Annotated in this window: 13 protein-coding genes and 1 pseudogene; 5 read left to right on the top strand and 9 right to left on the bottom strand. The window is 47.6% G+C overall.

Annotated features, from left to right (window positions below):
- Window positions 1-15 precede the first annotated feature (15 nt).
- The 3 genes from AC0YNT_RS20540 to AC0YNT_RS20550 form a co-directional block, all read right to left on the bottom strand.
- Complete coding sequence (locus tag AC0YNT_RS20540) at window positions 16-1704, bottom strand: vWA domain-containing protein (protein ID WP_475806310.1); 1689 nt, start codon at window positions 1702-1704, stop codon at window positions 16-18.
- 12 nt (window positions 1705-1716) lie between these two features.
- On the bottom strand, window positions 1717-2448 hold the full coding sequence (locus AC0YNT_RS20545; RefSeq protein WP_475806311.1) for a hypothetical protein: 732 nt from the start codon (window positions 2446-2448) through the stop codon (window positions 1717-1719).
- Between the two features lie 572 nt (window positions 2449-3020).
- The gene (locus AC0YNT_RS20550) at window positions 3021-4673 is read right to left on the bottom strand and encodes a fibronectin type III domain-containing protein (RefSeq protein WP_475806312.1); all 1653 of its coding nucleotides are present in this window, start codon (window positions 4671-4673) and stop codon (window positions 3021-3023) included.
- 323 nt (window positions 4674-4996) lie between these two features.
- On the opposite strand from AC0YNT_RS20550, the gene AC0YNT_RS20555 reads away from it, so the two are divergent.
- Complete coding sequence (locus AC0YNT_RS20555; protein WP_475806313.1) at window positions 4997-5314, top strand: hypothetical protein; 318 nt, start codon at window positions 4997-4999, stop codon at window positions 5312-5314.
- 56 nt (window positions 5315-5370) lie between these two features.
- Here the strand turns inward: AC0YNT_RS20555 and AC0YNT_RS20560 are convergent, their stop codons facing one another.
- The gene (locus AC0YNT_RS20560; protein WP_475806314.1) at window positions 5371-7161 is read right to left on the bottom strand and encodes an ABC transporter substrate-binding protein; all 1791 of its coding nucleotides are present in this window, start codon (window positions 7159-7161) and stop codon (window positions 5371-5373) included.
- 127 nt (window positions 7162-7288) lie between these two features.
- Between AC0YNT_RS20560 and AC0YNT_RS20565 the strand changes: the two genes are divergently transcribed.
- Window positions 7289-7468 carry a hypothetical protein gene (locus AC0YNT_RS20565; protein ID WP_475806315.1) on the top strand — a complete coding sequence of 60 codons (180 nt, stop codon included), beginning with the start codon at window positions 7289-7291 and terminating at the stop codon, window positions 7466-7468.
- A gap of 26 nt (window positions 7469-7494) precedes the next feature.
- Here AC0YNT_RS20565 and AC0YNT_RS20570 read toward each other — a convergent pair whose 3' ends face one another.
- From AC0YNT_RS20570 to AC0YNT_RS20580, 3 genes and pseudogenes are all read right to left on the bottom strand, one after another.
- Window positions 7495-8187 carry a phosphatase PAP2 family protein gene (locus tag AC0YNT_RS20570; RefSeq protein ID WP_475806316.1) on the bottom strand — a complete coding sequence of 231 codons (693 nt, stop codon included), beginning with the start codon at window positions 8185-8187 and terminating at the stop codon, window positions 7495-7497.
- A 142-nt stretch (window positions 8188-8329) separates the two neighbouring features.
- A pseudogene (locus AC0YNT_RS20575) lies at window positions 8330-9352 on the bottom strand (rhamnogalacturonan lyase family protein); the annotation flags it as partial.
- 214 nt (window positions 9353-9566) lie between these two features.
- Window positions 9567-9995 (bottom strand): YhfM domain-containing protein, encoded by a 429-nt coding sequence (locus AC0YNT_RS20580; RefSeq protein WP_475806317.1) that lies wholly within the window; start codon window positions 9993-9995, stop codon window positions 9567-9569.
- 159 nt (window positions 9996-10154) lie between these two features.
- On the opposite strand from AC0YNT_RS20580, the gene AC0YNT_RS20585 reads away from it, so the two are divergent.
- The 3 genes from AC0YNT_RS20585 (at window position 10155) to AC0YNT_RS20595 (ending at window position 11715) form a co-directional block, all read left to right on the top strand.
- Window positions 10155-10532 carry an ArsR/SmtB family transcription factor gene (locus tag AC0YNT_RS20585; protein ID WP_475806318.1) on the top strand — a complete coding sequence of 126 codons (378 nt, stop codon included), beginning with the start codon at window positions 10155-10157 and terminating at the stop codon, window positions 10530-10532.
- Window positions 10532-11050: an SRPBCC domain-containing protein gene (locus AC0YNT_RS20590; RefSeq protein WP_167279495.1), complete on the top strand. Its 519-nt coding sequence runs from the start codon at window positions 10532-10534 to the stop codon at window positions 11048-11050. Before AC0YNT_RS20585 ends, AC0YNT_RS20590 begins: the two co-directional genes overlap by 1 nt.
- A 386-nt stretch (window positions 11051-11436) precedes the next feature.
- On the top strand, window positions 11437-11715 hold the full coding sequence (locus tag AC0YNT_RS20595) for a translation initiation factor 2 (protein WP_475806319.1): 279 nt from the start codon (window positions 11437-11439) through the stop codon (window positions 11713-11715).
- Window positions 11716-11912: 197 nt separating this feature from the next.
- Here AC0YNT_RS20595 and AC0YNT_RS20600 read toward each other — a convergent pair whose 3' ends face one another.
- Together AC0YNT_RS20600 and AC0YNT_RS20605 are read right to left on the bottom strand one after the other, a co-directional pair.
- A complete protein-coding gene (locus tag AC0YNT_RS20600) occupies window positions 11913-12326 on the bottom strand; it encodes an organic hydroperoxide resistance protein (protein ID WP_475806397.1) in 414 nt (137 codons plus the stop codon).
- Window positions 12327-12434: 108 nt separating this feature from the next.
- Window positions 12435-13544 (bottom strand): MBL fold metallo-hydrolase, encoded by a 1110-nt coding sequence (locus tag AC0YNT_RS20605; protein ID WP_475806320.1) that lies wholly within the window; start codon window positions 13542-13544, stop codon window positions 12435-12437.
- Window positions 13545-13572: the final 28 nt, after the last annotated feature.

Genomic DNA, 13572 nt, shown 5'->3' on the forward strand with positions numbered 1-13572 from the left:
TCCCCCTCGGAATGTTTACATTTGCACATTGAATAGATTGCCGATCTTGTATACGACATCGTCCGTATCCGCGTTAATGCTTGCCGCTTCGTTGATGCTGGAGATATTCTGCAGCGCTTGAATATTAGCGTTGTAGCCGATCGTGTAGATCGGAATCTTATACGTCTCGATTAATCCTTTGATGTCCTGCAGCGTATAGCCCTGGTTCGTCTCGCCATCGCTTAGGACGAAGATGATCGGCTTGGTGTTCGGGTCGATAGCCAATTGATCTTCGAGCAGCTTCAGAGCTACGACGATTCCATCGAAGGTGGCCGTCCCGCCACCAGACTGCAGACTATTGACCGCTCCGACGAACAGGGACTGCTGATTCGTATCGTACTTCGCGATCGGCAGCTTGATGGTAACGCCGTCCGAATACGAGACGAGACCGATGCTGTTATCTCTGCCTAGGTATTTCTGCCCTTTCAAGAGCGACTCTTTCAAACGATTGATTGGCTCGCCGTCCATGCTCCCGGAAACGTCTGTGACGAAAACAGCCGTGATTGGCTTACTGCCATTCTTCTTCTCTTTCCATACCTTCTGCGCGGATATAAGCAGGTCGCCATCCACGGAGGCGAGTTCCGACTTGTAGGTATCAAGGCCATTAAATCCTTTTTCCTGCGCGGTTTTCATATATTTGTCCTGCGTCACGAACTCGGCAAATTTCTTGAGAATATCCAGCTTCTCCTGCGGTAGATCGCCTAATGCGTAGAGTGGACTATCGTGTCTGAACCCAAATGGTGTAAATACGTATCCACTTTTCAAATCGGCGGCGTTAACGTACGTCTGATATTCAAGTACGAATCCGTCCAGGGCGCCGGTCTTAGCCGCATCGCGCATCTGAATGGTCGTGGAGGCGATGAACGGTACATTGGACTGGAATTTTTCGAACTCTTGTACCGCCTTATCGCTCAATATATTCGTATTATCGAAGGTATGAAGTGCAGTTACGAGAAAATTCAAGCCCGTTGAGCTCGCGAAAGGATCGGTATACCCCATGGAGAGCTCGTTATTTGCGATGGCTTCCGTGACGGATTGGATATTGACGGAGCCGTACTTGTCGATCATGGCGTCGTACTTCGCTTTGGCGATAACAATTCCAGGAACATTGCCGACTAAACGTTTGGTCACGAGCTGTGTGTTAACCCCGCTTGCCTGAACCATTTCGCCCCATAGTTCATTCGAGGGGGTGAACGCATCAGGGACGTACTTGCCGGATTTGATATAGTCCGCAGCCGTGCCCGAGGCGATATTGCGAATCTTGACCGACACGGGTTTTCCGTTCACGGTTATATTCGCGTTGTTAAACTCGGTCGCCACGTCCGTCAGCCAGCCGTCGACGCCCGTTCCCGACTTTTCCGTGGACGAGAAAATCTCGACGAAATTGTCGTTCGTATTGTTCACCGTGACGGGAAACTTACTGATGTCGGGCAAGGACGCGGCGACATCGACGGGATCCAAGTCGATTTGGCCTTTCACTGGTGTTTCTGTAGTCGGGGAAATTTTTTTGAACAGATTGCTCAAACGATCCCCGGCATTTTCTGCCGTCACCTCCGCTTTCGATTTGCCCAGATTGGAGGTCAAGGTTACCCCGGCATATACAAGCCCGAAGACGACCACCAGAAGAACAGTAGAGATCAACAAAAACTTACTCTTTTTTTGCATCCAGGCCACCTCTTAATTCTTGTAGTATTGGGTTTGTTTGATCAACGTGTCGATCTCCTGCATGCAAGGCATGCTGTCGATGTCGCCTGGCTCCAAACTATCCAAGCGGGAGATCTCGAGCATGAGCTGATCCAGCTTTAACAAGATTTCCTCGTTTGTGCCGAGCGATTGCTTGGTGAAGAAAAGGTATTCGCCGTACACGTTTTTTCTGGCTTGCAGCAACTCCTGCGGCAATGCCGACGGCTTCCGGCCCGCAACGCTTTCGAACTCCGATGCATCGAACGTATGCAGCCGATTAAGGATGCTCCTGACGTTCAGGTAGAAGAGCTTCTCCACCTCGTAGATGACGGAAGAAAACTTCTTATAGCTCAATTCCGCGGGATCGAATCGCTGTTTCAATACCTCGAGCAGCGTGTTCTTTTTCTTCCTCATTCGTTCCAGTTGACGCAAAGCCAATTCGATATCTTCTTCTAAAACCTTAGTACGCCTGAAGCGAGATAATGCCTCAATATAATCTTCATGCGTCTTAATCTCTTTCACCGGCAGAGTTACCGGGGCTTTAAATACGAGGAAGTAACACCCATAGGTCAGCGTAATGGCGCTGGCGAAAAGAACAGTTACGCCAATTGCCGAAGAAAGCGCATCGGTACCAATCTCGATCCCGATAAGTCCGCTGGAGAAAACGACAATATTCAACGCTGCGACACCAAGTGTCAAACCAAGCAGCTTTATGTATCTGGTCAAGCTCAACCGCCTCCCCTCTGCCGAAAGAATTCTCTCATCTCATTATCATTGTACAATAATGTTAAATCTTGGGGCGAGTAATTTATGGATATAAGTTTAATTCCTAGCAAATTCGTCCAACGCTTTAAAAACATGCAGCATTAGCCAATATTGGGCATATACGCAGGTGATGCAGCTGGCGTTTCCGATTTCAGGAAAATCGTATTTGCTGAAGAATGAACCTGCTATGTCGAAAAACTAGTAACCCAGGTTACCGGTCTTGATCATTTAGTTGAAAGACTTGCTGAAGGTGGATTGTTCTTTGAGCCTTTCTTAAAAGTAATAAGACCCTGAGAGGGTCTTATTGCTCAGGAATTAGACGACTCGTCATGTATAAGTCCCTCTCAGGGTCTTATTTCTAGGCTAGCGGGCGATATGGCCATAGAAATCCCCATTCTTAAGATGAATAAGACCCTGAGGGGGTCTTATTCATCTCGGGAATAGAGCAATAAAAGCAAATAAGACCCTCCGAGGGTCTTATTTGCCGAAGATTCTTTTCGAGGAATAGCGTGAATAGTCAGCTCTATATCTTCCTAGCTTACTGGCGTTACAGCTGTGCCGCCCAAACCAGTTGGAGCCGTGCTCGACTTCGACAGGTAGATTTTATCTACCTTCGCGCCGTCTTCTCTGACTTTGATGTATAGGGTATGCGTACCAGTCGCGATCGAGATTGAACTGCTAGGTTTTTTCCAAGCCCATGTGCTGTTCGAGGTCGTAGTCAGCTGCGAGCCGGAGGTGCTGTCAATCGCAACCGTAAAGCTGTCCGAGCTTGTGTCGACGCCGCTGCTCAGCATATGAACATAGAAGGAGCCGCCATTTGTTACGTTAATTGTATAGGCGATATAGTTCGTGCTGCTGTCGCCCGAGCCATTTGCCGTCTCCATATCATGCCCGTTCGAACATACGGAGCATGCCGCATCGACGAAAGTCCCGTTCTTGGACGTATAGTTCTCCGCTTCGATATAAGCACCCGTGCTTCCATCCATGTTATACGTACCGCCAGTTGTACCGCCGCTGCCTGCAGCCAAAGTCGTTGCGTTAACCGCTGTACTTGCAGCCGATTCATTACCAGCCGCATCCTTTGCTTTTACCGTATAAGAGTAGCTTGTTAATGCCGTCAGGCCAGTATCACTGAAGGAAGCCGATGTTGAAGTGCCAACAAGCGAACCATTGCGGTACACATTATAGCCCGTTACACCCACATTGTCAGTGGAAGCAGTCCAGTTCAGATTGACCTGGCTGCTTGATGCCGCTGTTGCAGTTACATTCGTTGGCACCGTTGGAGCTGTTGTATCCGGTGTTACAGGAGCCGGTGCATAACGCTCAATAATTTGGGTTGTCCGCAGCAGATCCTGCGGGATGAGCCAGCCCTTGCTGTTCAGTGTGTTAATCAGATCTGTACGAGCCGAATTGGCTTCACTGTAAGTATCCGCCTTAAAGGAAGCTTCTACCCAGTACTCATTGCCCGTCTTCGCTTCGTTCAGCACTGTCCAGACTTCAATGTCCAGATCAAGATCGTCGAACGTTCCTTCATAACGTTTGAAGTCTACCGGACCATATACAACCGAATTATTCAGCTGCTTTGTTCCCCAGCCTGTGCTTGTCCAATTGGCGAATTTGCTCGGCTCATTAGCTACCGATACGGTGCGGGAGGTCGCTTCATTCGGCATCTTAAGTCCGCTGCCGCTGGAGCCGGACACCGCAACATCCTTTTCATATGCAACGCTGAGCGTTTGTTTGGAATAACCCCAATCGACTTGGAAGTCGAAGCCAGAAGACGAATCAAGTCCTTCACCGGCAGCTTGCGTCAATGCCGCGTTAATGTCACCATTGGCCACATCGTACCGTTTCTTGAATTGAATTTCATGCGTGCTTTGATCATCGCGCTTACGAATCCGCTCGCCCCATCCTTGCCCTTGCATGCTTTGAGCTGCCGTATCCATGTACTGTACTTTGTAAGATTTGTAGGAGCTCCCCGTATCGAACTCACTTCTGACTGAGCTCACCAGATTGTGACTCGAATCCAGCACAAGAGCCGGATCCAGGTTCAGCTTAACCTCGTAGTTTGGCGTGCCGACAGCTGCGAAAGCCGATTGCGAATAGAGGAATGGAGCAGTCAGTAAAGCGGCCGCTACCGTCCCAACTAAAGCTGTTTTCACCAAGCGCTGCAGTGGTGATGTGTACATCAATTCACTCTCCCAATAGGTAAAATATGGTACACATCCATCATATTAAAGAAAGATTACGTGAATGTTTGGTGAGCTTGAAGGTTTGATGTGATCGTCATCATACTATCTTCAGCCCTCAAGAGAATATCAATGGAATAAATCTGGATGTGATTGGAAAAATAAGTCTATACCTTGCTTTAGGAGTTGATCTTATCCCTTCTTATGTCCCTTATCTGCTCCTTACAATAACCAGTATTGTTTTCTTTATTTTCTCGTGGGTTAAAGCTCGAAGCTCCATGATCATCCCCTACTATATTTGTATTGCCGGGACTATCTATATTTTGGAGCTGATCATATTCATTAGAGTCGAGATTGGTATTGCATGCGCTACGGCATTGTCTGTCATTGGAACCTGCCTTGGGTTTATATGGACATGGGGACCGGTGATTTGGGGGATTATCGCCGCCTTTATCGGCTTTGGTCTAGGGTTCGGAATACATGTGATTCTCTCCAAGAAAAACAGGCGGCAGCAGGACAAACATAAGTCAGACGTTACCGTCATTGTGCAATGCCAGGACTTACAAGCTGATGCTGTGCAAAAAGTCATGTGGGGAAACCGTGCCTTATCGGTCGGTCTTGCTCCGGCATCAGCCGAATAGCTGCTCATTGCATACAAAAAAGCCTGCTGAATGCAGGCTGTTAATCATGCTAATTGTTAGGCACGCCAAATGTGCTTGAAATCAATCCATCCTAGTGAATTAATTCGGACACCTTTGAGCGTTGGGTGATAGTCAGTATAAAACCGGTTATGAAGCAGGAATAAGACCTGGTACTCCCCGTGAAGTCTACTTTCAATATCCGCATAGATAGCCATTCGGTCTTGCGAATTTTTGCAAGCAAGCGCCTCATCAAATCTCTCGATTGTCCAGGCAGACAGTGCTGGCGTCATCAGTCTTTTCAGGAAACTATTATCCTGTTCACAGCTCTCGATTAAGCTGACTTCATCCTCCGGAAATACAAGCGAATGAAACGTGAGATCGACCTCGTCAAGGACACTATGAATTGTCTCCGGTCCTTCAATACGAACCTTTACCTCAATGCCATATTCCATACACTGCTTCTGAATCCAAAAGGCATCCGCCGAATGAGCTGTATGTGCACATAACGTAATCGGCGATTGATCAAATCCGTTATCACTAATCTGTTTTCGCAGCTCTTCCGGAGAAAATGGAAGTCTGCTTGGCGTTGTTAATGATGCTGAAGGTTCTGACTCAGGAAAAAAGCCATTCGCTGGAGAATGTCGATATCCTCCAAGCTCTTGAATCATAAGCTTCCGGTCAAGCAGCTGATCTACAAGGCTTCGGAATAACTCGGACTGCTGCGGCCCTTCCCTTTGCATGTTCCAACTGAGCATACTTGTGCAGACATTCTTGGATTCAAGCTTGATCCAGCCGTTCTCCACCGTAACCGCCTGCTGCTTTGGATCACAGATCAGCTGCTGCCAGGTTACCATTCGTTCCATAAGCGCCTCATGTTGCGGCACAAGTATAATCTCGACTTGATCGAGGTGAGGACGTCCTTGAAAATAATGCAGGTTCGCTCCAAGCAGCAGCCTTCCGCTGGTCCACTCGTCAATCTGGAAAGGACCCGTTCCAATGGGCATCTTCCAGAACACTTCCTCATTTTGTCCTCGCAGCCCGGAGGGCAGGATCGCCATTACGTTCGAGCAGGCGTATTTGAGAAATAACCAGTTCGATTTATCCAGTTGAAAACGAACAATCCGATCGGATACTGCTTCAACCTTGCCAAGCGATCGCATAATCCAGCTGTTGAACTTCCCGCTTCTTAGACGTTCTATCGTATAGACGACATCTGAAGCGGTTAACTCCGTTCCATCATGGAATAATACCCCTTTCCTTAAGTGAAAGGTCCACGTCGTGGCGTCTTCATTACACTCCCAATCATGGGCAATTCCCGGCAAGATCCGTCCCGTATTCTCCTCCAGCACAACAAGCTTATCAAAGATCTGTTGAATCAAATGGGAATCAAACGAGAAGACACATTCTGCCGGATCCAGCGTCGTAATAACCCTCGTAATCGGAAGACGAAGCACATCGGCCTCTTTCCCCAGCTGCTTGTGGAAGCCAAAGCTATCGCTCATCCACTCCATAAATTTTTCATTCGCCGCCGTCCCTTCCCCAAAGGTCTGGAGAAGATGAAAGGCCTTATTGTATTCGCCGTCTTCCGCATATTGCCGTGATAGGTCGTGAAGCAGCTTCTCCCGGTCTTCCCGGAAGGTAATCTGCGAGCGGTTGCCCCTGCCTCTACCGGCCTTCCACTCAATGAAGCCTTCCTCGGACAGTTTGCGGAGAACAAGCTTGGCATTTCGTTCCGTACAATACAGCGCCTCCGCTACTTGCACAATGGACGCCTCAGCCGCTGCCCCAGCTCCAAGCTCACTCGCAAACCGCTCATACAGCGTCAAATAACGTTCGATCGTTAACATCGTTTTTCCTCACCTCGCTTAAAAGGGGAAATCTATTGAGCATATTCTACACTTTTTACACCTTTCTTTCACCTGCATAATGAAATTAACAAGCGAGATCCACCAAAAAAATAAAGGAGATGTTCCTATGCCATACCATAATTACCATACGACTGAGCTGCTGTACAAAATGCGCCAAGAAGAGATCAACCGGGCAATTCGCTCTGGCCGATATGTGAAGCACGATGACGATTTGAAAAAGTCACGCCGTAAATTCGCAACTCCTCTGCTGCACATGATGAAGCCGCTTATGTGGAGGAAAAGATGATCCGCTGCACATGAAAAAGGACCATCCTATATAGGGGACGGTCCTTCATTTCTCTCTTCCTGAAGCCGGAACTTCCGTGAAAGCCACCTTTGTTCCAGGAAACGCTCATATAATCCAATACTCATGATCAGCCATGCCGCACTTATCAAATACCCGCCAATTACATCACTCGGATAATGAACTCCAAGATAAATTCTGCTGATCCCAATCATCACGATGAGCACAGTTCCGATCAGAATAACAGCCGTTCGCATCCATCTATGCTTCAAGTGCTTCCACAAGAAATAGATCGTGATTCCGTATAACGTAAAGGCTGACATCGAATGCCCGCTGGGAAAACTGAACCCGGAAGCCTCAACAATCCGGTTAATATCCGGTCTCGCCCGTTGGAAGATTGCCTTCAGCAGCAGGTTGAGCAGCGCCGAAACTCCTATAACGCCGAGATAGAAGATAAGCTCTCTCCGATAACCGATAAACCCCAATACCGCTGCAAAGATGACGATCAAAAGAATAACTAAAAATTCCGATCCAAGCTCAGTGAAGATCTTCATCCAGATTGTCATCGTATCGGAATGTACATTACGAATGGCGTCTGTTATTTTGTGATCAAATGCTGCAATCTCTTGCCTGCTGACGAGCTGCGCAATCCATCCGAATACAACTAGAATCATAATTGTGAAGGCAAATGCTCGTAATAATACTCTATTTTGCTTACTCATTGATTTCATTGTCTCGTGCTATGCTCCCTTTATCCTTTGTTCTTATTATACCCTCATACGTACAGATAAAGAGGTTGGTAGCGAAAAAGGAAAAAGGACAGACAGCTATAATAATCAGCTGCCCGCCCTCTTTCGATAAAAGCTATTTCACTGTTACCTTCATAACTGTACTTTCCGTTACACCAGCATCATTGATTAGTTCCACGCGGTATTCGTGAGCGCCCTTCGCACGACCCGTGATATTCGTCACCGCTGTTTGTGCATTTGGCGTCTTCGCCGTCAGCGATTGGCTGTCGATAAGCGTGCCATTCTCGTAAAGCTTGTATGTCGTGGCATTAGTGCCCCACCACATGTTCATCGTTACCTTATAGTCGCCATTGTTATCCCAGTTGTCGTTCGACAGCACCGGCTTGCCGGGCGATGCGTCCTTAACCGTAATGGTCAACGGCGAGCAGGCTGTTGTGCCAAATGAATTGATCAGCTCGCACGTATACGTGTACGTGCCGTTCGCCTTACCGCTTACCGCAGTAGCAGCGGTTTGGGCCGTAGGCGAGTTATCGGTCAGCTTTTTCGTATCAATTAGTACGCCGTTCTCATAGAGCTTATAAGTTGTACCGTTGTAGCCGTACCACATGTTCATCGTAACCTTGTAGCTGCCGTCCAGTAATCCCGTATCATAACCGTTGTCGCTTGCGAGGACTGGCTTTCCCGGTACACCCATCGCATTCTCTTCCGGCTGTGGTGCTGTGTATTGAATTCGTGGCGCAGCTGGCATTTCCATGCCCGCACCAAGGAAGAAGCTTGTATGCGGAGGCTGGTTATAGCCGCTGTTCTGCCAAGCTACACCAAGGCGGTAGACGGGATCCTGCATCAGTGTCCGAATGCGCAAATCGGTCAGGTCCGTTGTCGTATAGATGCGCAGCTCGGAACTATCCGCCGAACGCCATACAACCTCTTCACGCCAGTCGCCAAACAAGTCAGCTTGCAGAGAAGGATTACCTTTCGTTCCGTTATTTGATAATGTACCTTCTGCTGTCAGCAGGTTTTCAGTTGTTTGCGTCTGGTAATTCCATTTGTCGATCTTGCCTGTGCCTGCTTTCACAACCGAATCCCACTGATGATCAAGCAGTTCTCTGAGCGGATCCGCATCCCACCAAATGGCGAAGTAATAGCACTATGAGGATTCGCTACAAATCCAGTATAGAGTGCTGTAGATTCGTTAGCTGGTAGGCTAAAGTTTCTCTGTATGAAAAAAGGAGCTGCTCCAAATGCCAGAAACAGCGATTGGGACAGCCCCTCCAGTTGCCTTGCTGTTTATTGTATGAAATAAGGGGTATTTAAAGAAAAGGGTCTATGTCCTTTAACAAAAAAACGCCCGTTTAGGGCGTCTCCAAAATCGAAAGCAGCTTCTTCGTTTCTTTCTTTGAAACTTTTCCATACTTGGACTGCTTATCAATGACCACTTCTAATTGGTCTTTTTGTGGTGAAAGCCATATGTCATACCTTACAGGCTCGAAACTGACAGTCGTGTCCGTGTTAACGGTTTGAATTTTGTAGTCCTGCTGCCGGGACATCGATACCGAGACATCTCCCTTTTCCCAAGATGCATTTGATAAAATATCTAATACCGTTGTTACCGTATCTTTATCTTCAATCTTCTTATAAACGGTATAACTCCGTCCATCAGGTTCAGATTTACTGATCTGAAGATTGAGGATGGATTGTTCATGTTTAGATTTTTGGCTGCAAGCAGCTACAGTCGTCATCATACACAACAGCGCAAGTGCAGTAATAAACAGTCTTCTCATCCTTCGCCCTCCTCTTTATCTTGTTAACGGGTACCTGTGAGAATTTGTTGCATACAAGCCATTCAAAGTTAATTATAAGTATTCCTTTACAGGAATATTCCTTATGGTGTATATTTAAATCAACAACAGGCGACACTAACACTTAAAGAGGTGAAGGGCATGTCAGGTAATCATCCAGGCATGGAAATGACGACGCTGAGCGCATTAGCCGAACCAAATCGTATGCATATTGTCGAGCTATTGCGTGAAGGTCCCTTGACGGTAGGAGAAATAGCCGATCGCCTAGGGATGAGGCAGCCCCAAGCTTCCAAGCATCTGAAGGTACTTAGCGAAAGCGGCATTGTCGAAGTGAAGGCTGAAGCCAATCGCCGGATCTACAAGCTGCGGCCCGAGCCCTTCCATGCTATGGATTCGTGGGTCAACTCCTTCCGCCGCATCATGGAAGAACGTTACGACAACCTGGACAATTACTTGCGGGAGCTGCAAAGCAAGGAACAATTACAACAAAAACAACCGAACAATAATGAGGAGGAATAATAATGACAAACGCTATGGTTTCAAGAGTAGAGAACGAAAATGTACTGGTGCTTGAGCGTGTATTCGGAGCGCCTCGTGAGCTTGTGTTCAAGATGTTCAAAGAGCCTGAGCATCTGAAGCAATGGTGGGGTCCTAGAGGTTGGGAAGTGCCGGTTTGTACAATCGACTTCCGTCCAGGCGGCATTTGGCACTACTGCATGAAATGTATGGATGAGAGCCAAGGCGATTTCTACGGTATGGAATCCTGGGGCAAAGGTGTTTATAAAGAGATCGACGAGCCAAACAGCTTCAGCTACACCGATTACTTCTCTGATGCAGAGGGTAATATCAATCAAGAGCTGCCTTCGACCGAGATTGTGCTGGAGTTCGTAGACCTTGGTGATGGCACCACAAAGCTGATTAACCGTGCCGAATATTCTTCGGGTGATGCGCTTAAGACCGTTATCGAGATGGGCATGTTGCAAGGTATTACCGAAACATGGGATCGTTTAGAAGAGCGTTTGAGCGAAGTGAAATAGAACATTAAACAAACAAAGGGATGCCTAAGGCCAATGTCATTAAGTTAAGCCTTAACTTAATGACATTGGCCCAGGGCATCCCTATTTCCGTGCAAATTAGCAGCTTCACAAATCTAACGAATCCTCATATGCTTATTCAGCTAATTAGGCCTGTTTCAAAAAGCTAACGAATCACAGTATCGCTATTTAGCCCATTCAAGCTGATTCGGTGAGGTTTTTCACGTAATAGTGTGTCTACGATTCGTTAGAAAAACAAAATGCCTCATATGATTCAAATAAGCATTCTAGGGTTCGTTAAAACATCCACGCCCATACCCTTACAACTTATCATGCATAGGCTGTTATCAGGGAAGAGATGAATTTCCAGCACGGGGTGAACGTGATTCATGAACAATAAGAACAATAATAACGACGACAACAGCAATCAGAATGGTGAATCCATGGACCTTATAGCCGCTCGGCTTGGATATATTGGTGCGATTATCGCTACTTTAGGTGACGGTATTGCTGCAATTGCTGCCGGTATTGCCCTTCGAGCACTGGAAGAGGAGACCTTCTCAGAATCACGAAGTGTGCTTGATCAATTCAGACAAACCGATTCCATGCAGCAGCAGCTTGATTTTTATATTAATGAATTAGTTCAAATCAGGAAAATGATTAAATGAATATTGCATAGGTAATTAAATGAACTGCAATATTCTACATACCTATATGCAAAGCGCTGCATCTTGCTAGGTTTTTGCTCGTTTCTCGACCACTTAAGGCCCTCTATGGACCTTAAGTGCATCATTATCACAACCTCGAGACAGTTTAAGGACCTCCGAGGACCTTAACTCTATGGCAAGGCTAAAAACTCAGATGGTTAGACCACGTTTAATTGAACATCGATATTGCCGCGAGTCGCCCTCGAGTACGGGCACACCTCATGTGCTGCTTCAGCGAGCTCCTGAGCCTGACCCTGTTCCACACCAGCCAAGGAAATATCGAGTGTAACAGCAAGTTTGAAATGGTCTTCATCATCTTTACCAAGTGTCACGTGCGCGGTCACTGACGTGCTGTCCGGTTTGACTTTCTTTTCCCTGCACACAAGATTTAAAGCGCTCTCGAAGCATGCCGCATATCCTCCTGCGAACAGTTGCTCCGGATTGGTTGCCCCTCCCGGTCCTCCTAGCTCCTTCGGGTGCAGCACATTAATAGCAAGCTGGCCATCATCCGATTCCAGCCTGCCGTTACGGCCTCCGACCGCCTTGACACTTGTCTTATAAAGCTCTTTCATTTTCATCATCCCTCTCTTTCCTTGCGCTAGTGTTTCCGTTCTAGAATATAATTACCCATTTTTCTATAAAACGAAAAAGCAGCCGATCATAATGATCAGCTACCTGCTTCACTCACGCCACCATGCAGTAGAGGGATATGGCTCAACTCCAATTGTGACGGGCTCTCCGATTCGTGGAGTAGCAATCTTGATGCTCCGCTCTCTGGCTGCCTCCACGGCACGCTCCACCGGATCACGCCAATCATGGAGCGCCAGCTTGAAAGCTCCCCAATGGATGGGGATCATAACGTTGCCTTTCACATCAAGATGCGCCTGCACCGTCTCTTCAGGCAGCATGTGAATGGCCTGCCAACGCTCGTCGTACTGCCCACATTCCATCAGTGTGAGATCAAATGGCCCATACTTGTCCCCGATCTGTTGAAAGTGCGGCCCATAACCGCTGTCTCCGCTGAAAAATACCCGCGCTTCTCTGCCAAGAATGACCCATGAGCACCATAGTGTGCTATTTCGATCCGTCAGTCCCCGTCCGGAAAAGTGACGTGCCGGTGTAGAGGCTAATACAATCCCTTCCCAGACGATTTCTTCCCACCAATTGAACTCCTCAATCCGATCAGCGGCAACGCCCCAGCGCTCGAGATGAGCAGCAACCCCAAGCGGAACAAAAAACCGACCAACCTTGTCCTTCAAACGTTTAATCGAGCCGTAATCCAAATGATCGTAGTGATCATGTGAAAAAATGACGGCATCAATGGCAGGCAGGTTCTCTATATCGATCGGCAGCTTGTCGCTGAATCTCTTCCCTCCGATCCAAGGAAAGGGAGATGGTGCGCGGCCGAACATTGGATCCAGCAACATCCTCTTTCCATCCAGTTCAAGCAGCAGCGCTGAGTGCCCAAACCAAGTGACCTTAGCACCAGAATCTCCCTGTTGCAGTGATCCAGGATTTATTGACTTAATCGCTACTGTCTTCTCCGGCTTACTGCCTGGCTTCCCGAAGACGAACTCCCTCAGGACCAAAAGACTGTCGCGCATCGACATTTGCATCGATGTCGGTATGATATTTACAAACTTTCCTCTCTCATATTGGGAGGAACGTTGCATACGTGCCTGCGTGTCCTCATTAGGTCTGCCCCCAAACACGGGGTTAAAGCGCAGGACGAGCATTGCCGCAATAACGATCACTGCAATTGCACCAATCAGAATTAAAATGACCAGCATAAACATCACCTTCTTATTTTCGAATGCT

The organism is Paenibacillus sp. J22R56 (assembly GCF_056269375.1).

Coding starts and splice junctions, on each gene's coding strand:
- AC0YNT_RS20540 (WP_475806310.1), bottom strand. CDS start 1,704: ATGCAAAAAAAGAGTAAGTTTTTGTTGATCTCTACTGTTCTTCTGGTG.
- AC0YNT_RS20550 (WP_475806312.1), bottom strand. CDS start 4,673: ATGTACACATCACCACTGCAGCGCTTGGTGAAAACAGCTTTAGTTGGG.
- AC0YNT_RS20560 (WP_475806314.1), bottom strand. CDS start 7,161: ATGTTAACGATCGAACGTTATTTGACGCTGTATGAGCGGTTTGCGAGT.
- AC0YNT_RS20565 (WP_475806315.1), top strand. CDS start 7,289: ATGCCATACCATAATTACCATACGACTGAGCTGCTGTACAAAATGCGC.
- AC0YNT_RS20570 (WP_475806316.1), bottom strand. CDS start 8,187: ATGAGTAAGCAAAATAGAGTATTATTACGAGCATTTGCCTTCACAATT.
- AC0YNT_RS20580 (WP_475806317.1), bottom strand. CDS start 9,995: ATGAGAAGACTGTTTATTACTGCACTTGCGCTGTTGTGTATGATGACG.
- AC0YNT_RS20585 (WP_475806318.1), top strand. CDS start 10,155: ATGTCAGGTAATCATCCAGGCATGGAAATGACGACGCTGAGCGCATTA.
- AC0YNT_RS20595 (WP_475806319.1), top strand. CDS start 11,437: ATGAACAATAAGAACAATAATAACGACGACAACAGCAATCAGAATGGT.
- AC0YNT_RS20600 (WP_475806397.1), bottom strand. CDS start 12,326: ATGAAAGAGCTTTATAAGACAAGTGTCAAGGCGGTCGGAGGCCGTAAC.
- AC0YNT_RS20605 (WP_475806320.1), bottom strand. CDS start 13,544: ATGCTGGTCATTTTAATTCTGATTGGTGCAATTGCAGTGATCGTTATT.